This window comes from Phyllobacterium lublinensis (assembly GCF_020164435.1).
Lineage (GTDB): Bacteria > Pseudomonadota > Alphaproteobacteria > Rhizobiales > Rhizobiaceae > Phyllobacterium > Phyllobacterium lublinensis.
Window position 1 is genome coordinate 1 of sequence record NZ_JAIUDQ010000011.1, and the last position, 26,592, is coordinate 26,592.

Sequence of the window (26,592 nt, forward strand, 5' to 3'; positions counted from 1 at the left end):
GTCAAACACACCCGGTTCTTTGAACGTCAGAAAGGATTCTCCACCCGCGGCCAGATTTCCCGCGACAGCTTGCGATAGTCGGTCTTCTTGGGATTGGAAGGATACGGTGCCCCTGCGTCGATATAGATGATCTCCGCGGCGACGGGCTCGAAACCCGCATGGAAGTGATTGGTCGATTTGACGAGCAGAATGTCCTTTGCCCGCGGATCGATGCCAATATTCGAGAAGATATCCGGCTCGAAAGTCTGTGTCCGGTTGGTATTGAGGATCACATCAATCGTTGTTCCCTCAAGCTGGATGACCGCCGCAGGTCCAAGTGTCACGCGGCTCTTGCCGAAGCTCTGCCAGCCTTCCGCTACCGCACGCACAACTTTCACGCGTGCATCGATCGGCGCGCCGCCGTCCGGCCCTGCCTTCCCGCCAAACCGAAGTTGGATGATCGCACCCTCACCTGCCGCCAGACAGAACGTCACCGCAATAGGGTCCCATATCGTCGCCACGGCAACATTGTCGATCCCGCGTTCGATGATACGGCGAAGGATCAGCGTACCATCGCCCGCCACGCCGCCCCCCGGATTGTCCCAGACATCGGCAACAACAACCGGCTTGCCCGGACTCGTCGCAACGAGCGCCACGGCTGCGTCAAGTCCCGCCTCGGTGTCCAGCATCGGCATCGCTGTGGTGCCGCGCATGGCGAACAGTTCCATGCCGAGCTTCTCCGCCAGCTTGGCACCCTTCTCGGGCTCGTTGTCCGTAACAACCATGATCTGTGTGCCGAGCTCAGGGACATCGCCAGCCATGAAGCCATGAATGACCGAGACGGAGAGGATCCGATCGTGTCCCTCGAGCGCCTTCAGGCGGTCGACAAATGAGCGCATCGGCTCGCGGCTGGTCGGATAAACGCCGATCATACGGCAGTCGAACGTGGAGATAACAGGCTTGATCTCACCGCGCAGGGCGCGGAGGGCCAAGTCGACCACATGTTCGCCGCGCTCATAGAAATCCGTGTGCGGGAACTCAAGGAACGCCGCCAATATGTTGGCGTTTGCCACGCGCTTGCGGGTCAAATGACTGTGCGGATCGAGCTCGGAAGCGATCAACACACTGGGTCCAACAATGCCGCGAACATGTTCGAGCAGATCACCTTCGCAGTCGTCATGGCCCTGCGCCACCATGGCGCCATGCAATCCGAGGATAACGGCATCGACCGGCATGGCGGCCCTGAGCTGTCCGAGAATCTCGTCGCGCAGCCCCTCGTAGGCCTGCCGCTGCAACAGGCCTCCTGGCTCGGCCCACGTTGCAGTGCCCTCAACGAGTTCAAAGCCTTCGGCCTTCGCCCGTCGGCGTAGGACCACCATCGGCGCAGAGCAGAGGGTCGGCGTCTCCGGATGCTCGCCTGGCCCGGCATAGAATGCCATTTCAAAACTGGCGCGGTCTGTCGGCACCGGCGAGAATGTATTGGTTTCGGTCGCGAGGGACGCGGTAAAAATACGCATGATGGGCTTTCATTTTCAACGTTAGTGGCACGATTGCTGTGCGTGGTTCGATAAGCTCACCATGAGGGAGGTTGGGCGTGCACGATTATCAACCGTTGCAGAACTCAACTCGCTGCAATCAACCCTCCTCCCTCATGGTGAGCTTGTCGAACCACGCACGGCGCTCACGCCGGCTTATAGGCGATGGCCTCGATCTCGATCTTGATATCGATCATCAGCCGCGACTCAATCGTCGTGCGAGCGGGCGGATCCTTTGGAAAATAGCTCGCATAGACCTTGTTGAATGCGCCGAACTCCCGTGCATCCTCGAGGATGACGAACGTCTTCACAACATCGGAAAGATCGGCGTCGGCGAGTGCCAGCGCTGTCTTGATGTTTTCCATTACCTGCTTCGTCTGCGCCTCGATCCCGCCGACGACGACAGTCCCATCGGCGCCAACGGGAACCTGACCGGAAATGTAGATGAAATCCCCTGCCCTTACTGCCGGCGACAGGGGCACATGCGACGTTCCGAAATGTTGCTTGGTCATGATCATACGTCCTTGTCCTGGGTTATTTGACGGCGCCGATGGAGAGCCCGCGCACAAGATAGCGCTGCAGCCAGGCGAAAAGAATGGCGACGGGGACCGAGGCCACGAAGGCGGCGGCCATCACATAGTGCCAGTCGACGGTGTAGCGTCCGGCCACGAGCGAGAAGACTCGTATCGGCAGCGTGTACGTGCCCTCTGTACGCAACATCGTCAAGGCGATGACGAACTCGTTCCACGCATTGATGAATGTAAAGATCGCCGTGACCACCATCGCCGGTACGGCCAGCGGGAGGAAAACGGCGACGAGCGTCCGCCAGCGGCTGGCGCCCTCCATCCACGCGGCCTCCTCCAGATCCCGCGGGATGGTCGAGAAATAGCTCTGCAGCATCCACACGCAAAAGGCGATATTGAACGCTGTATAGATGATGACCAGCACGTTGAGACTGTCGATCATGCCGGCGCCCGCAACGAGCCGGAACAGGCCAATGACAAGAACGATCGGCGATAGCATCTGCGAGACCAGCAGGAACTGCCGGAACGCGTCGCGCCCGACGAACTGATAGCGGCTGAGGGCATAGGCCGCCGGTATCGACACGAGGATCGTCAACACAGTCGAAAGCGCCGACACGTAAAGCGAATTGGCCAAGGCCTCGGCAATGCCCGACGTGCGCCACATCTCTGGAAAATTCTGCCAACGCAGTTCAGACGGCCACCAGGTTGGATTGAGCACCTCCGTCGCGGATTTAAGCGACGAAATGGTCATCACCGCATAGGGAAACAGGATCACCACCACGATCGGCGACAGGACCAACCAGAACAGGATCGAACGCTTGAGTTTCTTGCTCATGCCTTCGCCTCGCGCATCGCCAGCCGCACATAGATGATCGTGAAGATCAGAAGGATGGCGAACATGATCAGGGACACGGCAGCTGCCTCGCCCAGTCTGCCGATCCGGAATCCGACCTTGTAGAGGTAGGTCACGAGAATATCGGTCGAATTGGCAGGGCCACCCTGCGTCGTCGCCCAGATGATCGGGAAGGAGTTGAAAACATAGATGGTGTTCAGGACGAACGCGATATTTATGAACGGCCGCAGCAAGGGCAGCGTGATCAGCCGAAATTGATCCCAACTCCCTGCTCCCTCCGTCGCAGCCGCCTCGTAGAGATCGTCCGGAACGGATGAAAGCCCGCCAAGGAATATCGTGACCGTGAACGGAACCGAGACCAGGATGCCAATGAGGATTTGCATGGGAAAGGCAGTCGATGCCTCCGCGAGCCATTGAATGTTGGTGTCGATAATGCCGAGACCACGCAATGCAGAGTTCAGCATGCCGCTTTCGCCGTTGAGTGCCCAGCGCCAGACAATGGCTGTCATGGTCAGCGAGATCGCCCAGGGGAGCATGATGAGAATACGGGCGATCCCGCGTCCGTAGAAATCCTCGTTGAGAATAAGCGCGATTGGAACCGAAACGATGAGCGTGCCCAGCACCACTGCCGCTGTCCAGACCAACGTGCGCCAGGTAGCGGCGATGAAATCCGGATCGGCAAACAGGACTCGGAAATGCTCCAGGCCGATGAAGTCGCGTATCATGCCGAAGCGGTTCACGTCGTGCAGCGACAGCGACACGATCTCCTTGAGCGGCCACAGGATGATGGCCGCCGCCAACAGGAAACTGGGCAGGATCAGAATGTAGGGGGCTGTGGCCCTTTGCATCGGCTTCAACTTCCCGGTTACAGCAATTGGGTCGGAGGAATCGGGAGGATCGCCTGAACGATCCTCCCGCCGCTGGTCTATTTCAGCGTCTCGTTGATCTTGGCGGCCGCTTCCTTCAGCGTCGCTTCAGGATCGCCTTGTCCCAGATAGATCTTCTGGATGGCGTTTGAGGTGGTTTGGGCGATATCTTCCCAACCTGGAATGACCGGCGCAAAGCGGGCATTGGGCAGCAGCGATGTAAAGACCTTCAAATCGGCATTGTCGGCGAAATAGGGGTCCTTGGCCTCTTCTGCATTGACCGGCAGGAAACCTTCCACCTTGTCGAACTTCGTGCGCTGCTCCGTCGTGAACAGGAAGTCGAGGAACTTCCACGCAGCTTCCTTGTTCTTGGAGTTCTCGAACAGAACAATCGAGTCCGTCACCCCGTAGGTGCCCTTGTCGCCGGATGGACCGGCGGGAATAGGGGCGACGCCATATTTCAGGTTTGGCGCCTCGGCCTTGATCTGGTTCGACAGGAAGGGTGCGGTGATGACTGTCGCGACCTTGCCCTGCTTGAACAGGTTCTGCACGTCCTCGCGCGAATAGGAGGTGACGCCCGGTTGGGTCAGGCCCTCGTCAATGAAGCTCTTGTAAAGCTTTGCGGTGTCGATGGCCGCCTGTGAGTCGAGGCCGGATTTACCGTCCTTGACGATTTCCCCGCCGTTCGACCACATGCCATAGTAGAAATAGACGTCCGTTTCGATCTCCTTGCCCTGGAGACCGAATCCATAGGTCTCGCCGCCAAGCGCCTTGATCTTTTCAGCGGCCGTCTTGAAATCGGCCCAGGTTGCTGGCGGATTTTCGACGCCTGCCTTGGCGAAGATGTCCTTGTTGTAATACATGGCTCTGGCGGAAGCGGCGATCGGCAGGCCATAGACCTTGCCATCCATCACCGAGGGGGAAAGGAACGTGTCTATGAAGCGCGCCTTGAAATCGGGAGTAATGTGCTCATCCAGGGGAGCAACGATACCCTCCTTGACATAGTCAAGCAGCCAGCGCGTTCCGATGATGGAAAGGTCCGCATTGGCTCCCGCCGAGATATCGGTGGTCAGCTTTTGTTGAAGGTTATCCCACGGCACCACTTCGATCTGAATCTTTGTGTCGGGATTGGCCGCCTCAAAGGCCTTGGCCGCCTCTTCGAAGTAGGGGCCGGTCCCCTTGCTATACTCGGCAATCGTCACCCGGACCGTACTTTCGGCGAATGCACTCGTGCTGAATGCGATTAGGCTTGCTCCCGCAAACAGGCACAGCTTCTTGATCGTCGTCATTCTCAATCCCCTTGTTCTGGCCACACGAATGGCAGCCATTTTTTGACGCGCCCGGAAAATTGCTCCAACAATCTTCCAACGCCAGTTTTCAAACAACGGCCTCATCTTCAAATGTAATTTAATTTCATGCAAGTCAGTATTTCTTCGAATGTGCAGAATTTTATGTTGCTTTTTTTCATATGTGGCCGTTAGCTGCTCGCAAAGCGCCATCCACGCGAATGGGACATTGACGAGTCATGAACTTAACATTGGACGACTTCCTGCAACTCAAGGAGCGGCAAGTGCTCATCACGGGTGCGGGCGGCGGGATAGGCCGGGCGCTGATTTCCGCATTCACCGCAGCGGGTGCGATCGTGTCCGGGGCGGATCAGGACCGGCATTGCTTGGAAGACCTTCAGCTCAGGCATCGTCTCGTCTTCGACCTGGCGAACCGCCAAGAAATTGAGGACGTCATAAAGGGATTCATCAACGATCATGGCGCGCCGGATGTGTTGATCAACAATGCCGGCTTTACCCGTGGTGAAACTCTGGATCAGGTCAATAGCGATACTTGGGAACGCGAAGTCGCCATCAACCTCAATGGGGCGTTTCACGTTACTGCACCGATTGTCGATGCGATGTGCAAGCGCAACAGCGGCAGCATTGTTTTCATATCCTCGGTCAATGCGCTCGGTCACTTCGGCAATCCCGCCTATTCTGCCGCCAAGGCCGGGCTAATCTCTTATGTCAAGGCTCTTGCAGTTGAACGCGGGCGTTATGGCGTTCGCGCCAATGCCATATGTCCCGGCTCGGTACGCACGCCTGCATGGGATCACCGGCTGAAAAGGCAGCCTGACCTCCTGACGAAGGTGCTGCCACATTATCCTTTGGGGCGTCTCGTCACGCCCGAGCAGGTCGCGTCTGCAGCGCTGTTCCTCGCGTCCGAGGCGGGATCCGGGATCACCGGTACTGCTCTTGCAGTCGATGCCGGGCTTACGGCCGGAAATCTTCGTTTCATCAACGACGTTCTAGCGGGATAGAGTATCGCCATGGCCGGACTCCAGATAAAGAAGCTCGTGAAATCCTACGGCGCAATGAGCGTGTTGCACGGCATCGACCTTGATGTCCGTGACGGCGAGTTCCTTGTCCTTATTGGGCCCTCCGGTTGCGGCAAGTCCACGCTGTTGCGGATGATCGCGGGCCTTGACGACATCTCCTCCGGAGAGTTGTGGATCGGCGACCGGTTATCGAACAGCCTTGCACCGCAGCAGCGCAATATCTCAATGGTGTTCCAGAGCTACGCGCTGTTCCCCCACATGACCACACGCAAGAACATCGGTTTTGGGCCTAAGATACGGCGCGAAGCTGCGCCCACGATAGACGCAAAGGTCAACAAGGCTGCCGAAACGCTCAATCTCCACGACTATCTGGACCGGCTGCCGCGGCAATTGTCCGGTGGCCAGCGTCAGCGCGTCGCCATGGGGCGCACGATCGTGCGCCAACCCGATCTTTTTCTATTTGATGAGCCGCTTTCCAATCTGGATGCCAAGCTGCGCGTACAGATGCGGACTGAACTCAAGGCCCTGCACCAGCAGCTGAAAACAACAATGGTCTACGTGACGCATGACCAGATCGAGGCGATGACCATGGCCGATCGTATCGTCGTCATGAATGGCGGTCGTATCGAGCAGTCCGGCTCGCCGCTCGAGCTCTATGACAGGCCCGTCAACAAATTCGTGGCAGGATTCCTTGGCTCGCCAGCCATGAATTTCATACCGGGCACGCTTGAGCGCGGCGACGGGGCTCCGAGATTGCGGACGGCCGAGGACATCACCATGCCGGTCGGCGAAACAACCGCCTTGTCAGGCCAGGAAATCGAGATTGGCATCCGCCCCGAACACTTCAGACTGGCCGAGGGGCCGGAAGGTTTTCCGTATCGTGTCGCCGTCGTCGAGCCAACAGGATCGGAGACTCACATCTTCGGCACTGTGGCCGGTATTGGTGTGCGCTGCGTCTTCCGTGACCGCATCGCACCCGAACCGGGCAGCCAGTTGATGCTATCCGTCGACCCTGCAAGGATGCATGTTTTCGACGGCGCCACGGGGAACCGGATTTGAGCGCTATGGCAGCACCTCACTTCGACATAGTCGCGCGACTGCGAGAAATCGCAGATACCGGGCAGCGATCCGACCAAAGGGTGGCGGCTGCAATATTGTCGGATGCCGATTTCGCAACCCATGCCTCGATCGAGCGGTTGGCCGAAAAAGCTGGAGTAAGCGAGCCGACCATCACGCGGTTCTGCCGTATGCTTGGCTTCCAGGGAACGCGCGAGTTCAAAGTGAAGCTCGCACAGTCACTTGCCGTTGCCGGCCGATTCATCGTTGCTCCGCCGGCACCTGAATTCAAGGGAAACGACATTCCCTCGACCATCGCAAAGAGTGCGAAGGAAGCGATCGATACCGTGGGTGAACTGATAGACCGCGAAGATCTGCTCCGAGCGGCGGCGATCATCACGGACGCACGCATGGTGCGCGCTTATGGTTCCGGTGGAGCCTCTTCCATGGCGGCGACAGAACTTGAAAACCGACTTTTCCGCCTCGGCATACAGGCTTCGTCCCACATCGACGGTGAAATGCAACAGATGACGGCGGCAACAAGCGACAAAGGAACGGCAATCGTAGCCTATTCGCTATCGGGTGAACTCAAGCCGCTGATTGAAGCGGTGACCATCGCTGGGCGTTACGGAGCGAAGACAATTGCGCTTACAGCGCCAAACTCATCGTTGGCGGCGGCCGCCCAGCTGGTTCTTCCCTTCCACATCAATGAAGGCACCAATGTGTACCGCCCCTCGCCCGCTCGCTATGCTTTGCTTGCGTTGACGGATATGCTCGCAATGACAGTCGCCGAAATGATCGGAGCACCTGCGGTGGAACGCATGCGGCGCATCAAGAACCTTCAGGGCATGCACAAGTCGGATGCGCCCAACCTACCGCTTGGAGATTGACGAGTGAAAATTACTGAAATTGACACGCCGGCTGTCCTGATCGATGTCGATCGCGCGGAAGCCAATATGCAACGCTTTCAAGCCTATGCGGACAGCCACAATCTGACGGTGCGTCCGCATATCAAGACGCATAAACTGCCGCGTTTTGCCAAAAGGCAAGTGGAACTTGGTGCGGTGGGCATAACCTGCCAGAAGATCGGCGAGGCGGAGGTAATGGCCGACGCTGGTATCCAGGACATCTTCCTCCCCTACAATATTGTCGGAGCGTCAAAACTCGACCGGCTTGTTGCCCTGAATACCCGTGTCAAGCTCGCTGTGACCGCCGATAGCGACGTGACGATCCGTGGCCTTGCCGAAGCATTCAAGGACACGGCAAAACCGCTTGATGTTCTGGTCGAATGCGACACCGGCATGGGTCGCTGCGGCGTGCAAAGACCTGACCAGGCCGTGGAACTGGCAAAGCTGATCGCAGCTTCCAAGGGTTTGAATTTCGCTGGCTTCATGACGTTCCCCAAGCCGGGGACAGTCGTGCAAACCGAAGCTTTCCTGGCCGAGGCCAAGCAAAAGGCGCTCGCTGCCGGACTCGATCCCCGCATCATTTCCAACGGGGGTTCGCCAGACATGTGGCAGGCCCATGAAGTCTCAAGCGCCACTGAACACCGTCCCGGAACCTATATCTACATGGACCGCTACCAAGTTTCGAAAGGTGTCGGAACCTGGGAGGATTGTGCGCTGACTGTGCTTGCAACCGTTGTCAGCCGTCCGACGGACGACCGCGCGGTTATCGATGCAGGGTCGAAAGCCCTGACCAGCGATACGCTTGGCCTCGATGGTTTTGGCAGAATCGTCGGCTATCCGGATGCAGTCATTGCTTCTCTTAGCGAGGAACACGGCGTGATCGACCTCACCGCTTGCAAGGACAAGCCACAGATCGGCGAACGTTTGCGTATCATTCCCAACCATTGTTGCGTCGTCTCCAACCTCTTCGACAGGGTGATCCTGATCTCCCGCGACGACGTCATTGAGATCACCCCGGTTGCGGCGCGGGGCCGGGTAGATTGATCCGGTCGTTGGTGGCTGTCGCAGCCTGCGGAGAATCTGATCACACACGACCCTCTCCTCTCAGCGCCTTGATGACCGGAATTACCGAGTACTGGCCAATCTCGGCCCGGTCGGTTAGCGCCCTCAGGTAACCGCCAGGCGAACGGATATCGTCAACCCGTTCAAGAATCGCTGCAATCGTGATCGAAGCCGTGATTTCGCCCATGGTCGAAAGCGCTTTTTCCCAAGCATCGGGGGATACGCCCAGCATTGATCGGACCAGACCGGCAGTCTGCGCAAGATCGCGCCAATCCTCGATCCCGTCCCGGGCATAGTCCCTGATTTGCGGGCACGCGCTCAGGACGGCCTCAAGTGCCATGGGCGCGGGCCTATCGTGGCCCGGCCAAACAGGATGGCCACCGTCCGCGCCGGATTTCCGGCTATAACGGGCATCCTCCAATCGCTTGCGCATCCTTGTCATTACTACTTTGCTACCGGGCTGCATGTCCCCACCTGCTTGCGCTGCCGGTTGCTTCTGGCCTTTTTCTTGGGCCCTTTCAAACGAGGGGTCTGGATTTGAATTCTGAATATGGTGCTCGAAATTGGAGTCATTGGCGCTCATTTCTTCGTTGGACAAAGTAGCCAAATAGGCTTGTTCCACCTTGACCCTGAGATAAGCTAACCCGTCACAACGCTGCTGTAGTACCGACAAGGGCAGGTGGCGGCTCACGCGACCCGAAAGCGCCGCCAGATCGTCGGCGTAAGCATCCCAATCGCCGGGCCGACCTTCGCTCAAACCCGCATCAACCGTTTTGGCGATATCACGCAGGTGTATGGTAATCTCACTGCGTACCCGCTGGATGGCCCGTGCCAGATCACGGGCTTCAACCGCGTGTGCTTCAATCTCGTCGGCCCTCAACGCCAGTGGCGACAGATCAAATCCGAAAGCGAACTCGATTTCGCCGGTCTCGCCGCGGCGCGCATAGCGCTTGCCGTTGGGACTGTCGCGGCGAATGATCAATCCGGTCTCGACAAGCGCCGCCAGGTGACGACGGATGGTCGCTGGCGACATGCCGCGTGTCCGCATCGAAAGTTCCGCATTGGACGGAAATACAATCAGTGGGGTTGCGCCGTTGAGTTGGGTTTCCGGGTAGAAGCTCAATAACGCTTCCAGAACCGCGATTGTGCGGTCAGAAAGGAAAAATGCGGCACGCGCCTCCGTCAGGGAGCGCAACAACGCCCACTTCTCTGGATGCTTGCCGGCACTATTCGCAAGCTTTTCGCGGGCTCGCGCCGTCTTTTCTTGCACCGCAAACATGGCGTGCGAAAGCGATCGCCCGCCAAACGGCGTCGTTGCAAAACGATCAGTCATAGTTCACTTCCTCAAATTGAGGCAAGCAAAAGCTGTTGCCGGAACGCGTCCGACTCTTGACAAGTCTGGGCGGAAGTGATTCTCTCGAATTGCTACATTGAAGAGGGCTTCCGGGGCGGTGACGTTCTGGGGGCCTTTTTTCTTGCCGTTTTTCCTTTTCTCTTCTCTTTGGATCTAACGCTCACACTTACTCAGAAACGGGGTGTCAGTTCTGCTTCTGCTTCTGGAATCGATCCAGCAGCAGATCGAGCTCAGACGCCACAAACTCGGCAAACCCGCTCGGTGCACGCTCATTGAAGGTAAGGACGTGTCTCCCCTTGTCCGTATCCAGCCGGGCAATTGCGTCGGCATGCCTGTCATTCTTCGGCGGCATGGTGGCTTTCAAAACTGCTTCTGCCGATGATGTCGGTGGGTTCGCCAGTTGCAACAGACGTTCAAAAATGCGGTTGAACCGAGAATTACTGTCAGCACTCTTGAACCCGTCAAGTTCGATCTCCCCTGAAGCAGCTAGCCGTGCGCTCTCCGTCTTGAGCAGTTCCGCCAGCCTGACCCAGCGTGGACGGCCGATTTTTGGTGCCGGGCCAATGGCCCTTACGATCGGCGCCGGGACCGCGGCGGCTACTTGGAGGAACCGCGACATTTCCGCTTTGTCGAGCGACAATGCATCCTGGATGAGACCTCTTTCGAAACCACGCTGAACAAGGTTACTTGCAAAGAAAGCACGCTCGATAAATGAAAGGTCACGCCGCTCGGTGTTTTCCTTGCCCTGCGCCAGCACCAACTGCATGTCGTTCAGATCGCGAATTATCGCCTGTACGGGTTTACCTACTCGGGCGGCGGCGCGCAGCCTGCGATGCCCGTAGGCCGTCTGATAGAAACCTTGCTTTTCCGGATGCGGCCGGACGAGGATTGGCACCTGTTGCCCGTTCAGCCGGATGCTTTCCACCAGTTCCTCGAAACTCTCGTCAAAGCCGGCTTCGTAGCTGAGCCTGTCTTCGACGAACGAACTTTCGACAAGGGATGGATCGAGCTCTGCAACCCGCTCGGAGCCTTCGAAACTTTCCTTCAGCCGTCGCGCATCCTCGATTTCTCGGGATATGCCACCAAGCGACAGCCCCATGGCCTTGACCGCACCTGAAGCTGCCCTCGGTTTCAACGGCTCGATCGTAGCGCCGTGATGGGACGGTGCTGCAGGCTCCACCGGCTTTGGTTCGGATGTTGGTGTGGTCTCCACCGTTCCGAATAAAGCCCTTAATTGGTCCCTGCGGTTCTTGTCTGCCATCACGACACCCTCGCAGACCTGTTCCAGGCCTTGAAAATGAGGCTCTCGATCTCGGAATTGACTGAACTCAGCGATTCAATCGCCCGGTCATAGGTGGCACGGGTAAAACTGTCGCGGGAAACCTCGTAGAGGGTTTGCTTGGTCAAGCCCGCATCCGAGAAAGCCGTCGACTTGACGACCGACGAGGTGAGAACCCGATCGCCGAACAGCGAACGCAGGAATCCGGCAATTTGCTGCTGAGGCGCATCGTTGGGTTCAAACCGGGTTATCAAATAGCGCATGAAGTCGAAATTGAGCTCACCGCCCGCTTCCCGTACCACTGCCAGCAGGTCTGCCGTCATGAACAGGAACTGGCTCATGGACGCGACATCGAGCATTTGCGGATGCACAGTCACCAGAACTGAGGTTGCTGCGCACAGTGCCGATAACGTGAGGAACCCCAGCTGCGGCGGACAATCGATGACGACTACGTCATAGTCATCCGCTACCGTATCCAACGCTGCCTGAACGCGTGCGAAGAACAATTGCTGCTCGACGCTTGGCTGTGTGCCGTGCTGGCGATCGGCCAGCATTTGCGGCGTCGTATGCTCGAACTCCTGGAGTTCCAGATTACCCGGAATGAGATCCAGGCCATCGAAATAGGTTTTGCAGATGATATCGCGCAGCGGACGGCGCTCGCCATCGTAACGGATCGCGCCATAAAGGGTGTCATTTCCCGTCAGGTCCAGTTCCGGCTGATAACCGAACAGAGCCGACATTGACGCCTGTGGATCAAGATCGACTGCAAGAACCCGAAAACCTGCCATTGCAAGATGCTGCGACAGGTGCGCGCTTGTCGTCGTCTTGCCCGATCCACCCTTGAAATTGGTGACCGCAATGACCTGCATGTGCTCGTTGGCGGCGGGATTGCGATGTGGCAGGTAAGTCTTCGCCTTTGCGCCGCCAGCTTCTGCCAGATGCCGACGCAGGGCATTGATCTCAGCCAGTGTATAGAGCCGGCGTCCCCCGCTTCCGGTTTCCGGTTGAGGGCCTTCACCGGCAATTGAAAGCTGGCGCAAGTAGCCATCGGAAACCCCGATCAGTTTCGCCGCCTCGCCGCTGGTAAATTTTCGAAGGGTCTTCTGCGCCGTCGGGGGAAAAAGACGGTTTCGCATTGCCTGCAATTGCGCCGAAAGCATCTCCGCATCCGCAGCTATTGCCCGGTCAGCCGATATGGCGGCAGACAACGATGGAGCGCCCGGCAAATGCGCATCCTCCTGTTGACTTGTCTGCGCCGCATTCATCATGGTCACGTGTTGATCCTAAGCAATTTCGCCAGCGCCTGGAACCATGCGCCGATTCGTCAGAAAGACCAAAAGGGGTAACGCTGGACCACAATTTAACGCTGCTTTGCAGTACTTACACCGCAGCTTTTGTGTAACGCTTAAATCACTCAATACCCCTGAAAGCCGTAACCAACCTGCGGAAAGAACCGAGTCGCGTCAAGAACTTTATAGTTAACGGAAATTAACCGGTAATCCGGCCCAATGTGACGTTGCGCACAACAGATTCGGCCACCCGCTGTCACTGGTCAAATCAAAGACGCAACAGCGAAAGGCCGATGCATATCGCATCGGCCTTTCGCTGTTGCGTGTCACTTAAATGAAGGCGGTTGCCCGAGATCGAATGACGGTGGGCTTCCAAGACTGTTCCCCGGCGCGTCCGGCAGATTGAGCTTGATGTCCTGCATGTCGATAACAGCTGCCGGCTCCAGGAAGTATGTTACCATTCCGGGGAAGGCGATCAACAATCCCACCAGAATCAACTGCAATACCAGCCAGGGAATGGCTCCCATATAGATATCGCTGGTCTTGATCGACTTTGGCGCTATGCCCCTCAGGTAAAAGAGCGCGAAGCCAAAGGGCGGATGCATGAAGCTCGTCTGCATGTTGGCGCAGATCATCACGCCGAACCAGATGAGATCGATGCCGAGTGCGCTGGCAGCCGGCGCAAGCAGCGGAATAACGATGAAGGCGATCTCAAAGAAATCCAGGAAGAAAGCGAGTACGAAAATAAAGATATTGACGAAGATCAGGAAGCCGACGACACCACCCGGAAGCGAAGTCAGCATCGTCTCGATCCAATGGCCGCCGCCAACGCCTTGAAACACCAGACTGAAGACGCGCGCGCCGAGCAGGATGAAGATCACCATCGCAGTCAGTCGCATGGTGATGTCCATCGCCTGATAAACGAGCTTCCACGTGAGGCGCCGATTCAGCCACGCAATGAACATCGCGCCGACGACGCCCATCGCTCCCGCTTCCGTCGGTGTTGCAAGCCCCATGAAAATGGTGCCAAGCACGATGAAAATAAGCGCGAGAGACGGGATCATGCCGCGTGCACAGCGCGCCAAAAGAGGCCAGCCACGCAAAGTACGTGCTTCAGGCGGCAGTGCAGGAACGTGGTCGGGCCTGATGATGCTGAGAATGAACACCCAGCCGGCAAACAAGAGGACCTGAACGATACTTGCGCCTGTCGCACCGATATACATGTCGCCCGGCGACTTGCCGAGCTGGTCGGCAAGCACGATCAGCACCAACGACGGAGGAATGAGCTGTGTGATCGTGCCGGAGGCCGCGATGACGCCGGTGGCATGACGAATATTATAGCCGTATCTTGCCATGACGGGCAAAGAGATGAGGCCCATGGCGATCACAGAGGCAGCAACGGTTCCGGTGATCGCTCCCAGAATGGCGCCAACCAAAATTACCGCATAGGAAAGGCCGCCGCGAACCCCACCAAATAGCTGCCCGAACCCGTCAAGCAAGTCCTCAGCAAGTCCGCACCGCTCGAGAATGACACCCATGAAGGTAAAGAACGGAATCGCCAGCAGCAACTCGTTCGAAAGCACCGAAAACATCTGATAGGTGAGATTGCCAAGGAAATCGGGGCCGATCACACCCATCTCGATGCCGATGAAGCCGAAGAAAAGTCCAACAGCTGCCAGGGAAAATGCCGCCGGATAGCCGATCACCATAAAGGCGATCAGCCCGAAGAACATGAACAGAGCAAGATTATCGGCGAAAAAAGTCATCATTGAACAGGTTTCTCGTAGGCAAATTCACGAACATAATCAGTGGTAAGGGCGAGATAGCATTTGATGAGTTCTGAAATGCCCTGAAGCCCGACGAGCGCAAACCCGACCGGAAGGCTTAGCTTGACTGGCCATAGCGGGAGGCCACCGGAGTTGGATGATCCTTCGTTGGTAACCCATGACAGGACAAACCACGGCCAGGTAAAATAGATCATCAGGCAACATATCGGCAGGAGGAAGAACAATCCGCCAAACAGATCGATCCAGGTCCGCGTTCTTTCACTGACCGAACCATAGACCAGATCGACGCGCACGTGCTCATTCAGCTTGAAGGTCCATGCGCCCCCAAGCATCACCATGCCGGCGAAAAGATACCACTGCAATTCGGAAAGGGAATTGGAGTTTCGTCCGTATACAGCGAGGATACCGCTAAACAGGCCACCGGCACCGAGGTTTTGGTCGAGCCAGATGATGCCACCGAGGCTGTAGCGCAAAATGGCATTGAAGGCGCAGACGAGGGATGCAAACAGCACGAAATAGATCGCGATAATGCCGATACGGCGATTGAATTCGTCAATCCATCCCGTGACCATAAGCCACTTTGCCATCGGGGACCCCTCCCATGTTCTTCAAACAGCCAAAAACAGCTTCCACTTTTGAGATTAAGCTATCTGGCGAGTTTGACAGAGGTAGCCCAAGGATTCGAACGTTGCAATGCGCACTCCTGACTTAATTGTGGTTTCTGAAGAAGCCGTCCGGAGGCGCCAAACGGGTATCAGGTGACTTCCAAAGCTGGAGGCCTCGTTCCGTAGTGTTTTCTGTCCCGACCTTTTGATATCATCCGCCGGCGCTCGGTATTGAGGCTTCGACTTTCTTAAGTTTGAGCCAAGACATGCCGTAAGAGCGGGAAACATCAACCGAACAAGCGAGTAGCCTCATGACCACCATTACCACAAAGGACGGCACGCAGATCTTCTACAAGGATTGGGGGCCGCGCGACGCCCAGGCAATCGTTTTCCATCACGGGTGGCCGTTAAGCGCCGATGATTGGGATGCGCAGATGATGTTCTTTCTCGACCAGGGTTATCGGGTCATCGCTCACGACCGGCGCGGGCACGGGAGGTCTTCGCAGACCTGGGAAGGCAACGAAATGGATACGTATGCGGCGGACGTCGCCGCGCTGACCGACGCGCTCGACCTGAAGGGGGCCATTCATGTCGGCCATTCCACAGGCGGCGGCGAGGTTGCCCACTATGTGGCACGCGCCAGACCCGGCCGGGTATCCAAGGCTGTCCTTATTGGCGCCGTACCACCTGTGATGGTCAAATCGGAGAAGAATCCTGGCGGCCTGCCAATCGAGGTCTTTGATGGATTTCGCGCGGCACTCGTCGCCAATCGGGCACAGTTCTATTTGGACGTTCCTGCCGGCCCTTTCTACGGATTCAACCGGCCGGGTTCGAAGGCAAGCCAAGGCGTTATCGAGAATTGGTGGCGGCAAGGCATGATGGGCGCAGCCAAAGCGCATTACGATTGTATCAAGGCATTCTCCGAGACCGACTTCACCGACGATCTCAAGGCCATCACGGTTCCGACATTCGTGATGCATGGCGACGATGATCAGATCGTTCCGTATGCCGATTCTGCGCCCCTTTCAGTGAAGCTGCTGAAACAGGGCACTTTGAAGACCTACAAAGGCCTGCCACATGGCATGTGCACGACCCACCCCGAAATAATCAATCCTGATCTGCTCGCCTTCATTCGGTCGTGAACCGAAGCACACCATTTGCAACTTTGGTGGTTAGGAGATCCTGCCTTTCAACAGATTGATCCACAATTCAGGTTCCCGGCGACGGGAACCTGGTTGCCCTCTGGTGCCAAGCCGCAATAATTGACCGCAGTCGCGAGAGAACACGACGCCCCATCAGCCGGGACTGTCAATCTCGTTGCGCTTGATCAATTCTTCACGGATCAGTTTCTTGGCGATTTTCCCATAGGCGGATTTCGGCATCTCCGGCCAGAAGACGAACCGCTTTGGTATCTTGTACCGCGCCATCTTGCCATCGAGCCACGCCATGACAGCCTCGGGTTGCAGATCGGTGTCCGGGCGAACGACACAAACCGCGAGGCCAACCTCGCCCCACACCGGATCCGGAATTCCGAGCACCGCAACCTCACTGATATCGGGGTGAGTCAGTATTTTTTCCTCGATTTCGAGCGGGTAGACGTTTGAGCCACCCGAAATATACATGTCCGATGATCGCCCTGTGATGAAGAGGAAGCCGGCCGCATCCATGTGGCCGAGGTCGCCGGTTCGAAACCAGCCATGGCGGAAGGCTTTGGCGTTTGCTTCCGGATTGTTGTAATAGCCCGCAAAAACCGCCGGACCGATAACGCAGATCTCGCCAGTGGTGCCGGGCGGCAGCTCATTGCCGGCATCATCCTGAATCGAAATCTGCATGCCGGTACGTGCATATCCGCAGGTGCCCACCCGCGCCTCGGGACCATCATCCAGATGGTGTTCGGTCGGCGGCAGCACGGTGATGTTGCCCGTCACTTCGCCAAGACCAAAATACTGCACAATGACTGGTCCCAGCGTTTTCAGGATACGGACCTGGTCGATTCTGTACATGGGCGCGCCAGCATAAATGACATAGCGGAGTGAGGAGCGATCGCGTCTGTCCAATCTTGGATGTTCGGTCAGCATTTTAAGAATGGTCGGCACAGTAAACATGTTACTCACGTGCCATTTTTCGATCAGACGCCAGGCCTCCTCGATGTCGAATTTTTCCGTTGGCAGGAGAATGGTCTTTGCCCCCCTTGCCACCTGTGTCAGTTGGTGGATGCCCGCCCCGTGTGACAGCGGGGCAACGACCAGTGACGCATCCAGATGTGTTGTACCCGGCATGAGGTCGCAAAGATGGTTGGTGACAACGAACCCCATTTGTCCATGTGTCAGCACTGCTGCCTTCGGACGCCCTGTCGTCCCCGAGGTGAAAAAGAACCAGCAGGGATCGTCATGTTCCACCGCTGCCATTGTAACCGACCGGCCATTGAAGCGATCGATAACCGCATCATAGTCCTCGCCAAAGCCGGCTTTCCCTATGGCTAGGACAAACCGCAGATCGGGGCTGGCCCGGCGGCAGGCCTGTGCGTGATCCGGGAACTGATGCCCGCAGATCATGCCCTTTGCGCCGCTCGCCTCTGCCAGGTAAGCAACTTCGTCGGCAGTCTGGCGAAAATTGGTCGGAACCCACACCGCGCCCAGTCGAAAGCAGGCCAACATGGACTCGAACATCTGGTTGCAGTTTTGCGATTGGACGAGAATACGGTCGCCCACGACAACGCCGAAATCCTCTTGCAGAGCAGCTGCCATCGCATTGACACGCCGCAGCATATCTGCCCAGGTCCATGTTTGCTCGCCCCACACCAAGGCCGTTTCGTCGGGAAAGCGGCGTGCCGATTGCACAAGAAAGCCGCAGAGATTCATCACCCGTTTCGACATTGGTTCAATGACAAGACGGTTCTTGTGCGTCATAGCCTCACCAGGCTGCTGTTGCTTTTTGCGATTGGAACGGACTGCCACATTGCCCGTCTTTCAAAGGTTGGAGATGAGCCAGTCGTGCCTCGATCTTCTTGACCTCTCCGCGCATCAAGGCAGCCAGTTCCAACTGGCGCGCAGGCTGCATGCGGCTATCGATGGCCGCAATACTCAGGGCACCGGCAGCGCGCCCATCCTGATAGCGGATTGCAAGGCCGATACCCCAGGAATTCGGAAGTATACGTCCCGGATTGAGCGCAAATCCCATCTCTCGAGCCGATGCAATATCATCGCGAATCTGGGGGGGAGCAAGATCAGGAAATTCGGCAAGGAGTTCCGCTTCATTGGCCGCAAGCACTGCCTCGATCTCGTCGTCCTCCATTGCCGCCAGAATGGCAAGCGAACCGGCGCCGACACCCAGAGGATGACGATACCCCGCCTGTAGTGCGTGCGTGCGGATGGGATAAGTACCCTCTTCACGGTGCAGGCAAACCGCATGATTGTCGCGTTGTATCGAAAGAAAGCTCGTATCCTGCGTTTTGGACGACAGGAAGCTCAGACTGTCGCGCGCTATTTGAAGCAATCCGTAACGGCGTGTGGCGAGTGTTCCGAGCACGTACGCTTCCTGACCAAGATAATAGCGTCTGGTCAGTCGATCCTGTTCCAAGAGGCCGGAACGTATGAGCGCAAGCAGAAGGCGCCGTGTCGTCGGTTTGTTGAGACCACTTTGTTCGACGATGTTACTGAGGGCGCCACCTTGGTCCCCGAAATAGCTCACGAGACTCAAAAGACTGAGTGCCCTGTCCACGCTTTGGGAACCGTTGAGGCCCGTTGTCCGGGATACTTTTTGCTCCATGCTCCTCCCCTTGCGATCCATAATATGGATCATGCGGTCACCCTATAAAACTATGACGCAAAATTGATTGCAAGCACGCAGCGTTCGTTTAAGGTTTTCACAACCGAAGCCAACGAATGCATTCTACAATATGGACCATATTCCTGCTGCCAAATTGAACAGTACCGCAATTCCAACGGCACGTTTCAGTGGCTGAACGCCGGCTGGGACAGCCCGGGCCATCACCGTTGGTCCGCTTCGAAAGTTTTGAAGGCGTAGGGCGCCGATTTGATTTCAGCCTTGAACCCGGTCTGAGCATCAATGAAGCGATCGCCCGTCCGCTGCGTGCCGGCGATATCAAGGCGGCGGCGCTTACCCTTAAGGGCGGCGCGTTCAACCCATTCCACTATTTGATGCCTGCGCTTGCAACTGACGGTTATCACGCCGCTTGGTATAGCGAAGCCTTTTCCCCTGTTGGCGAAACGCGGCTCCAAGTTGGCAACGCGACGTTCGGGGAACGTGACGGCGCTCCGTTCGTTCATTGCCATGCGATATGGACGGAGCCTGACGGAAGGCGCCGCGCCGATCACATCCTTCCCCATGAGACAATCATAATCCAGCCCATTGAAGTGACCGCATGGGGCGTGGAAACCGTTCGAATGATATCTGAGCCGGACGAGGAAACGGCCTTCACGCTGTTTCACCCCGTTCCCACTGAAGAACGTGATAGAGGCCAGGGGCCGCGTACTGTGATCGCGCGCGTTCGCCCGAACGAGGATATCATCACGGCGCTTGAGGCGATCTGTCGACGGCATGGCTTTGGGCACGCGGAAGTGCGTGGCGGCGTCGGCAGTCTTATCGGGGCACGTTATGTGAATGGAGAACAAGTTGACGACATTGCCACCGAAGTCTTCGTCACAAGGGGTCGGATATCTCCGAACTGCGCCGAGACCCGTCTCGAAATCGCAATGGTAGACACCCAGGGCAATCTCACCGAAGGCTCACTTCGACGTGGCGAAAATCCAGTTTGCATCACCTTTGAAGTCTGCCTTGAAGAAGGCTGGGATGCCAACTAACGCGGCTCGTTCTCATCGGGATAGCTGAGGCTCTGCAGTTCGCGCGCATCAACCCCCGCGATGCGGCGCAGCACGGCCCGCGCCAGTTCACGCCCCGCATGGCGAACGTCTTCATTGAAGACGATGATCTGCGGCCGAAACCATTTCAGAACATCGGTCGATTGTTTCGAGACCAGGTCGACATCCTCGCCGATCTTCAGGCCTGCCGCCTCGATGCCGGCAACCAGTGCGATTGCGGCGCCTCCAGTGCAGCATACGATGCCATCGGGGCGATTGGGCCCCGACATGATTTCCTCCATCCTGTCGCGAATGCGGCCGAGTGACGTATCGACATCGATACCGGAAAACAGCGCCGCCACAGCGTTGCCCTCCTCGATACCACGGGAGAAACCGCGATCCAGGTGCCGATAGTACGTCACTGCCGGCGACGGTCCAGCCAGCATCGCTATCCTGCGTCTCCCCCTTGCAAGCAGGCTCTTGACCGAGAGATAGGCGAATGCCTCATTGTCAAAATCGTGGAATGGGTGATCGATACCCATCTCGGTCCGGCCGTGGGTCGCGAAGGGAATGCCATGCTCTGTGAGATAGCGGACACGCGGGTCATCGGGCTCGGTTCGCGACATGATGATTCCATCGGCGGAGCCGGTTTCAACAATGTAACGGATCGGCTGCATTGGATCATTTTCCAACGAATAGGGCGTGACCGTCAAATGGTAGGGTGTCTGCGACAAGACTTCGGAAATGCCGTAGACCATGTTGGATGTTAGTCCCATGATCGAGGACTGTGCATTGAGAACGAGGCTGATTACATTGGTCTTTCCGGTACGAAGGCGTACGCCGGCGCGATTGGGCCGGTAGCCGATCTGCTTTGCGATCAGCTGAACACGGTTCTTGGTCGCCTGCCCTATCTCCGGCGCATCCTTCAAGGCTCGCGATACGGTAGTCACCCCCAGGCCCGCCATAAAGGCAATTGTCTTCAATGTGGGCCGCTCGCCTTCAGCAAGCTCGGCTGCATCCCCTGAGTGCCCCTGGCCGTCGTCCTTTACCTTCATCTGCAATTGACCATTCGGCCATCCTCGGTGACACCATTAATCTGTATCGTTACAAATTTTTCGTAATCACGCAATTGTCTTTTGCTCTGACACGAAACAACCATCTCGCTTTCCGTGCTTACGATTCCAGCTCAATTTAAGCTAGCGATCCGAGAAGATAGTCATCGATCACTCTTATCTAACTGATTATAAAGGTTTTTATATTCATCTCTCTGGTTATTTTCTGCGATAGTCACAAAAATTCCGAAATGGGAATTGCATCCATCAACACTTTGCACTAGCCTACCTGTAACGTTTCAGATTTGGGAGGATGCGATGCGTTACCGTTCAATTCTGGCCGCCTTGGCCACCTCTACGTTTTTCTTCGCCGGTCATGCCGGGGCCACGGACCTCGAGGTCACACACTGGTGGACCTCAGGCGGAGAGGCCGCGGCCGCAAAGGTGCTGGCTGAATCCTATGACAAGCTGGGCGGCGACAAATGGGTAGACGGCGCCATTGCCGGCAGCGGCACGACAGCTCGCCCGATCATTGTCAGCCGCATCCTTGGCGGCAACCCGATGGGCGCAACACAGCTCAACACTGGCCGCGACGCTGAGGATCTCGTCAAGGCAGGATTGATGACGGACCTGACTGAGCTTGCCACCAAGGAGGGATGGGCCAGTTTCATCCGCCCGTCGAAGCTGCTCGATGCATGCACGCTTGAGGGCAAGATTTACTGTGTTCCTGTGAACATTCATTCCTGGCAATGGATGTGGATCAACCCGAATGCCTTCAAGGAGGCCGGTGCATCCGTCCCGGCAAACTGGAACGAATTTGTCGCTGCCGCACCCAAGCTGAAGGAAAAGGGAATCATTCCGCTTGCGACCGGTGATGCCTGGCAAGTCGATGGAATTTTCCGAGTGATCTTTGCAACGCTTGGCGGCAAGGATCTCTACCTGAAGGTCATGGACAAGAAGGACAAGGATGCCGCTGCCGGCCCCGAAATGACAGCTGTCTGGCAGGCCTTCGCCAATGCGCGTGAGCTCGCAGATCCAGGCTATGTCGGGCGGCAATGGAACGAAGCTACTTCACTGGTACTGACCGGCAAGGCCGGCGGCCAGATCATGGGCGACTGGGCGCAGGGCGAGTTCGGGGTCGCCGGCAAGGTTGCCGGTACCGACTACGACTGCCTGCCAGGGCTTGGCGTCCATCCAGTCCTTGATACAGGCGGAGATGCTTTCTACTTCCCCAAGAACAAGGATCCTGAAGTTACACGGGCACAATTGAAGCTCGCGAGCATGCTGGTCTCGAAGGAGACGCAGGTCGCCTTCAACCTTGCCAAGGGCTCACTGCCGATACGCGGTGACATCGACATGGAATCGGCCAATGCCTGCATGCAGAAGGGCATCAAGATTCTCGCCGACGGCAACAATGTGCTGCCATCAGTGGAGCAGGCCTTCTCTTCGGACGCGCAAGGACAACTCGAAGACCTCAACACCGAGTTCTTCGCGAACAAGAACATGACTGTCGAAGACGCGCAGGCTCGCTTCGTCGAGATCATCAGCGAAGCACAGTAGACTCCAACCACATAACGAGATGTCGCCAGCCTTCGGGCGGGCGACACCGAGAGTTTCGGAGACTTCCATGGCTGTCAGCCGACGACCGTTTGCCCCGCTGCGTAATCTGAACGCCAAGGTGGCGGCGATACCGATGATCGTCACCGTGCTTGTCGTCTTCATCGGCTGCACGGTGTGGACCGTCGTCTATTCCTTCACGTCGTCGCGGTCTCTTCCGACGCTCGATTTTGTGGGAATGGATCAGTATGTGCGGCTGTTTCGTACGTCACGCTGGATCGTCTCGCTCCAGAACCTCGCAATCTTCGGGGTCCTCTCCTTGAGCATCTCGCTCGTCCTCGGATTTGTTCTGGCAGCGTTGATGGACCAGAAAATCCGTTTCGAAAACACGTTCCGGACCATTTTCCTCTATCCCCACGCCCTGTCATTCATCGTCACCGGGCTCGTCTGGCAGTGGATTCTCACACCGGCTTACGGCGTGCAGAAAGTCGTGCGCGATCTTGGCTTTGAGACCTTCAACTTTCCGATCCTGACCGACGGCAGGTTCACTATTTACGCCATTGTCATCGCAGGCCTTTGGCAAGGAACCGGCCTCGTGATGGCCCTCATGCTCGCAGGTCTGCGTGGCATCGATGACGAGATCTGGAAGGCCGCTCGCGTTGACGGTATCCCCGCGTGGCGGACATACCTTTTTATCGTCATTCCGATGATGCGGCCGGTTTTCATCACAACTTTGGTGATCATTTCCGCAGCGATTGTGAAAGTCTACGACCTTGTGGTTGCCCTGAGCAATGGCGGCCCGGGTATCTCGTCCGAAGTTCCCGCCAAATATGTGTACGACTTCATGTTCTCGCGCGGCAATCTCGGCCAGGGACTTGCTGCCTCCACGATCATGCTGACCACCGTCCTGATCATCCTGGTGCCATGGGCAGCGCTGGAATTCCGTCCCGAGAAGCGCCGTGGAGGTGGATCGAAATGAGTCTGAATCTCCCAAGCTCTGGGCCCCGCGGGCAGCGACCAAAGCGCCTTATCTCGCCCGCCTCGATCATGATTTACTCGGTGCTTTTCGTAGCGGCGGTTTACTATCTCATTCCACTCTACGTCATGGTCATGACATCGCTCAAGGGAATGCCGGAAATCCGGCTTGGCAACATCTTCTCCCCGCCGGTCGAGGTGACCTTGCAGCCCTGGGCGACCGCCTGGAACAGCGCATGCACCGGCCTCTATTGCGAAGGCATCAAGGTGGGCTTCTTCAACTCCATGAAGATCCTGGTGCCGAGCGTGATCCTCTCGATCATCATCGCTTCCGTGAACGGCTATGCCCTTTCCAACTGGCGCTTCAAAGGGTCGGAGCTGTTCTTCACCATCCTGATCTTCGGTGCCTTCATCCCCTATCAGGTGATGCTCTACCCCCTTGTCATTATCACGCGCGAGCTCGGCATCTTCGGTACGCTCACCGGTGTGATCGTCATCCATACCATCTTCGGCATGCCGATCCTCACCCTGCTCTTCCGCAACTACTTTGTGTCTTTGCCGCCGGAACTGTTCAAGGCGGCGCGTGTCGATGGCGCGGGGTTCTGGCGCATCTTCCTGCAGATCATGCTGCCGATGTCGCTGCCGATCTTCGTCGTCGCCGTGATCCTGCAGGTGACGGGCATCTGGAATGACTTCCTTTTTGGGGTGATCTTTGCCGGCACCAAGAATTTTCCAATGACGGTTCAGCTCAACAACATCGTCAATTCGACGCAAGGGGTGAAGGAGTACAACGTCAATATGGCGGCAACCATTCTCACGGGTGCCGTTCCCCTCCTCGTCTATTTCTTTTCAGGCAAATATTTCGTCAGGGGCATCGCCGCCGGCGCTGTTAAAGGGTGACCAAGTTGCATAGCGTTTCGATCAAAGACCTTTCCCTGAACTTCGGTTCCGTAAGCGTCCTCAAGGATCTCAATATCGAGGTGGCCGACGGCGAGTTTCTCGTCCTTTTGGGACCCTCCGGCTGCGGCAAATCCACTCTTCTCAACTGCATAGCCGGGCTTCTGGACATCTCCGAGGGGCAGATATTCATCAAGGGGAAGAACGTTACCTGGGAAGAGCCTAAAGATCGCGGTATCGGCATGGTCTTCCAATCCTACGCGCTCTATCCGCAGATGACGGTCGAAAAGAACCTGTCCTTCGGATTGCGTGTGGCCGGCCTGCCCAAAACGGAAATCCAGAAGCGCATCGCCGCCGCCGCCGAGATCCTGCAGATTGGTCCGCTGCTGCAGCGCAAGCCTGCGGAGCTCTCCGGCGGCCAGCGCCAGCGCGTTGCCATCGGCCGCGCGCTTGTGCGCGATGTCGATGTGTTCCTCTTCGACGAGCCCCTGTCCAATCTCGACGCCAAGTTGCGTTCGGAACTGCGTGTCGAGATCAAGCGGCTGCACCACAAGCTCGCGAACACGATGATCTATGTGACCCACGATCAGATTGAGGCATTAACGCTGGCCGACCGGATTGCAGTAATGAAGGGCGGCCTGATCCAGCAGCTGGACGACCCGCTGACGATCTACAACAAGCCACGCAATCTGTTCGTCGCGAGCTTTATCGGTTCGCCGGCGATGAACTTCCTGAAGGGTGAGATTGCCACAGCATCCGGCGCGCCCGCCTTCCGAACGGGAGACGTCGAGATATCGCTCACCACCTACTCCACCCAGTCAGAACTCGCCGCTGGCCATTCTGTTATCTTCGGTTTCCGACCCGAACACATCACTATAGGCGACCAACCCGGACCGACCGGGCAATCCTGTCCGGCCATCGTCGATCTCGACGAGCCCATGGGTGCGGACAGCCTCGTCTGGCTGAAGGTCGCAGGTAAGGCCATCTCAGTTCGCGTCGATTCCGGCCGGCGGTACCAACCCGGCGAAAAGGTCTTCCTGACGTTCAATCCGGCCATGGCTTCGATATTCGACGCCGAGACCGAAAACCGCCTCTAGATTCCAGCATACGGAGAAACGAAGTGACCGACTTTTCCTACCAGCTCTACAGCTCTCGCAACTTTCCCCCACTCGATACAACGCTGGGTATGCTGAAACGCAACGGCTACGCACGGGTCGAGGGCTATGGCGCCCTGTATACGGAGCCAAGGGCCATAAGGGCTGCGCTCGATGCGAACGGGCTGACCATGCCTTCCGGTCACTTCAGCATCGATCTGTTGGAGAACGAGCCGCAAAAGGTGCTCGATATCGCCGGGATGCTCGGCATGAAGGCAATCTATTGTCCGCATCTGGCCATTGAACAGCGCCCTGCCGACGCCGCTGGCTGGTCGGCGTTCGGTGAGCGCCTCGAAGCGGCTCACGCCGTCTACAGCAAAGCGGGTTATGTGTTCGGTTGGCACAATCACGATTTCGAGTTCAAGGCGCTCCCCGATGGCGCGATACCGCAGAAACTGATTTTCGATGCCGCCCCAAGTATCTCCTGGGAAGCCGACATTGCCTGGATCATCCGCGGCGGCGCCGATCCGTTCCAGTGGATCGAGAACCACGGTAAACGCATCAGCGCCGTGCACATCAAGGATATAGCTCCATCCGGCGAGAATGCCGATGAAGATGGATGGGCCGATGTCGGCCATGGGACGGTCGATTGGAAGGCACTGCTGACGGCGTTGCGCACAACGCCGGTGCGATACTTCATCATGGAACACGACAATCCTTCGGACCATGAAAGATTTGCACGGCGCTCTATCGCAACCGTGAAAGCATTCTGAC

24 protein-coding genes are annotated in these 26,592 nt (G+C 57.2%); 11 read left to right on the top strand and 13 right to left on the bottom strand.

The features are described from left to right. Nucleotides 1-26: 26 nt before the first annotated feature. The 5 genes from K9U38_RS14200 to K9U38_RS14220 all read right to left on the bottom strand — a co-directional run bounded on the left by K9U38_RS14200 (nucleotide 27) and on the right by K9U38_RS14220 (nucleotide 5,046). A complete protein-coding gene (locus K9U38_RS14200) occupies nucleotides 27-1,496 on the bottom strand; it encodes a M81 family metallopeptidase (protein ID WP_224494997.1) in 1,470 nt (489 codons plus the stop codon). Between the two features lie 164 nt (nucleotides 1,497-1,660). Then, on the bottom strand, nucleotides 1,661-2,029 hold the full coding sequence (locus K9U38_RS14205) for a RidA family protein (RefSeq protein WP_224495127.1): 369 nt from the start codon (nucleotides 2,027-2,029) through the stop codon (nucleotides 1,661-1,663). 19 nt (nucleotides 2,030-2,048) lie between these two features. Further along, nucleotides 2,049-2,873 (bottom strand): carbohydrate ABC transporter permease, encoded by an 825-nt coding sequence (locus K9U38_RS14210; protein WP_224494998.1) that lies wholly within the window; start codon nucleotides 2,871-2,873, stop codon nucleotides 2,049-2,051. Beyond that, nucleotides 2,870-3,739: a carbohydrate ABC transporter permease gene (locus K9U38_RS14215; protein ID WP_224494999.1), complete on the bottom strand. Its 870-nt coding sequence runs from the start codon at nucleotides 3,737-3,739 to the stop codon at nucleotides 2,870-2,872. The genes K9U38_RS14210 and K9U38_RS14215 overlap by 4 nt, the downstream gene beginning before the upstream one ends. A 77-nt stretch (nucleotides 3,740-3,816) precedes the next feature. Further along, nucleotides 3,817-5,046: an ABC transporter substrate-binding protein gene (locus tag K9U38_RS14220; protein WP_224495000.1), complete on the bottom strand. Its 1,230-nt coding sequence runs from the start codon at nucleotides 5,044-5,046 to the stop codon at nucleotides 3,817-3,819. A gap of 236 nt (nucleotides 5,047-5,282) precedes the next feature. On the opposite strand from K9U38_RS14220, the gene K9U38_RS14225 reads away from it, so the two are divergent. Genes K9U38_RS14225 through K9U38_RS14240 form a run of 4 tightly spaced genes read left to right on the top strand, consistent with a single transcriptional unit; the run spans nucleotide 5,283 to nucleotide 9,091 of the window. After that, entirely contained in the window at nucleotides 5,283-6,065 is a 783-nt protein-coding gene (locus K9U38_RS14225) for an SDR family oxidoreductase (protein WP_224495001.1), read from the top strand. A gap of 9 nt (nucleotides 6,066-6,074) precedes the next feature. After that, nucleotides 6,075-7,142, top strand: a complete 1,068-nt coding sequence (locus tag K9U38_RS14230) for an ABC transporter ATP-binding protein (protein ID WP_224495002.1) — start codon at nucleotides 6,075-6,077, stop codon at nucleotides 7,140-7,142. 5 nt (nucleotides 7,143-7,147) lie between these two features. Beyond that, nucleotides 7,148-8,029 (top strand): MurR/RpiR family transcriptional regulator, encoded by an 882-nt coding sequence (locus K9U38_RS14235; RefSeq protein ID WP_224495003.1) that lies wholly within the window; start codon nucleotides 7,148-7,150, stop codon nucleotides 8,027-8,029. A gap of 3 nt (nucleotides 8,030-8,032) precedes the next feature. After that, a complete protein-coding gene (locus K9U38_RS14240) occupies nucleotides 8,033-9,091 on the top strand; it encodes a D-TA family PLP-dependent enzyme (protein WP_224495004.1) in 1,059 nt (352 codons plus the stop codon). Between the two features lie 40 nt (nucleotides 9,092-9,131). On the opposite strand, the gene repC is transcribed toward K9U38_RS14240, so the two are convergent. From repC to K9U38_RS14265, 5 genes are all read right to left on the bottom strand, one after another. Continuing rightward, nucleotides 9,132-10,442, bottom strand: a complete 1,311-nt coding sequence (gene repC, locus K9U38_RS14245; RefSeq protein ID WP_224495005.1) for a plasmid replication protein RepC — start codon at nucleotides 10,440-10,442, stop codon at nucleotides 9,132-9,134. 205 nt (nucleotides 10,443-10,647) lie between these two features. Continuing rightward, complete coding sequence (repB, locus tag K9U38_RS14250) at nucleotides 10,648-11,724, bottom strand: plasmid partitioning protein RepB (RefSeq protein ID WP_224495006.1); 1,077 nt, start codon at nucleotides 11,722-11,724, stop codon at nucleotides 10,648-10,650. Continuing rightward, nucleotides 11,724-13,016, bottom strand: a complete 1,293-nt coding sequence (gene repA / locus K9U38_RS14255) for a plasmid partitioning protein RepA (RefSeq protein ID WP_370631941.1) — start codon at nucleotides 13,014-13,016, stop codon at nucleotides 11,724-11,726. The genes repB and repA overlap by 1 nt, the downstream gene beginning before the upstream one ends. A gap of 341 nt (nucleotides 13,017-13,357) precedes the next feature. Then, nucleotides 13,358-14,800 (bottom strand): TRAP transporter large permease, encoded by a 1,443-nt coding sequence (locus K9U38_RS14260; RefSeq protein ID WP_224495007.1) that lies wholly within the window; start codon nucleotides 14,798-14,800, stop codon nucleotides 13,358-13,360. Then, nucleotides 14,797-15,405, bottom strand: a complete 609-nt coding sequence (locus K9U38_RS14265) for a TRAP transporter small permease subunit (protein ID WP_224495008.1) — start codon at nucleotides 15,403-15,405, stop codon at nucleotides 14,797-14,799. The genes K9U38_RS14260 and K9U38_RS14265 overlap by 4 nt, the downstream gene beginning before the upstream one ends. Nucleotides 15,406-15,734: 329 nt before the next feature. Here K9U38_RS14265 and K9U38_RS14270 point away from each other — a divergent pair, with 329 nt between their 5' ends. After that, nucleotides 15,735-16,565 (top strand): alpha/beta fold hydrolase, encoded by an 831-nt coding sequence (locus K9U38_RS14270; RefSeq protein ID WP_224495009.1) that lies wholly within the window; start codon nucleotides 15,735-15,737, stop codon nucleotides 16,563-16,565. Nucleotides 16,566-16,718: 153 nt separating this feature from the next. On the opposite strand, the gene K9U38_RS14275 is transcribed toward K9U38_RS14270, so the two are convergent. Beyond that, a complete protein-coding gene (locus K9U38_RS14275) occupies nucleotides 16,719-18,332 on the bottom strand; it encodes an acyl-CoA synthetase (protein ID WP_224495010.1) in 1,614 nt (537 codons plus the stop codon). Between the two features lie 4 nt (nucleotides 18,333-18,336). Continuing rightward, the gene (locus K9U38_RS14280; protein WP_224495011.1) at nucleotides 18,337-19,191 is read right to left on the bottom strand and encodes an IclR family transcriptional regulator; all 855 of its coding nucleotides are present in this window, start codon (nucleotides 19,189-19,191) and stop codon (nucleotides 18,337-18,339) included. A gap of 188 nt (nucleotides 19,192-19,379) precedes the next feature. Here K9U38_RS14280 and K9U38_RS22130 point away from each other — a divergent pair, with 188 nt between their 5' ends. Then, on the top strand, nucleotides 19,380-20,246 hold the full coding sequence (locus K9U38_RS22130; RefSeq protein WP_224495012.1) for a PCC domain-containing protein: 867 nt from the start codon (nucleotides 19,380-19,382) through the stop codon (nucleotides 20,244-20,246). On the opposite strand, the gene K9U38_RS14290 is transcribed toward K9U38_RS22130, so the two are convergent. Continuing rightward, entirely contained in the window at nucleotides 20,243-21,298 is a 1,056-nt protein-coding gene (locus K9U38_RS14290) for a LacI family transcriptional regulator (RefSeq protein WP_224495013.1), read from the bottom strand. The two genes, K9U38_RS22130 and K9U38_RS14290, sit on opposite strands and share 4 nt — an antisense overlap. A gap of 315 nt (nucleotides 21,299-21,613) precedes the next feature. Here K9U38_RS14290 and K9U38_RS14295 point away from each other — a divergent pair, with 315 nt between their 5' ends. From K9U38_RS14295 to K9U38_RS14315, 5 genes are all read left to right on the top strand, one after another. Next, nucleotides 21,614-22,855 (top strand): ABC transporter substrate-binding protein, encoded by a 1,242-nt coding sequence (locus tag K9U38_RS14295; RefSeq protein WP_224495014.1) that lies wholly within the window; start codon nucleotides 21,614-21,616, stop codon nucleotides 22,853-22,855. A gap of 67 nt (nucleotides 22,856-22,922) precedes the next feature. Further along, on the top strand, nucleotides 22,923-23,831 hold the full coding sequence (locus K9U38_RS14300) for a carbohydrate ABC transporter permease (RefSeq protein ID WP_224495015.1): 909 nt from the start codon (nucleotides 22,923-22,925) through the stop codon (nucleotides 23,829-23,831). Continuing rightward, entirely contained in the window at nucleotides 23,828-24,727 is a 900-nt protein-coding gene (locus K9U38_RS14305) for a carbohydrate ABC transporter permease (RefSeq protein ID WP_224495016.1), read from the top strand. The genes K9U38_RS14300 and K9U38_RS14305 overlap by 4 nt, the downstream gene beginning before the upstream one ends. After that, nucleotides 24,724-25,821: an ABC transporter ATP-binding protein gene (locus K9U38_RS14310; RefSeq protein WP_370631942.1), complete on the top strand. Its 1,098-nt coding sequence runs from the start codon at nucleotides 24,724-24,726 to the stop codon at nucleotides 25,819-25,821. Before K9U38_RS14305 ends, K9U38_RS14310 begins: the two co-directional genes overlap by 4 nt. Before the next feature lie 23 nt (nucleotides 25,822-25,844). Then, nucleotides 25,845-26,591, top strand: coding sequence for a sugar phosphate isomerase/epimerase family protein (locus K9U38_RS14315; RefSeq protein WP_224495018.1), 747 nt, complete (start codon nucleotides 25,845-25,847; stop codon nucleotides 26,589-26,591). Nucleotide 26,592: the final 1 nt, after the last annotated feature.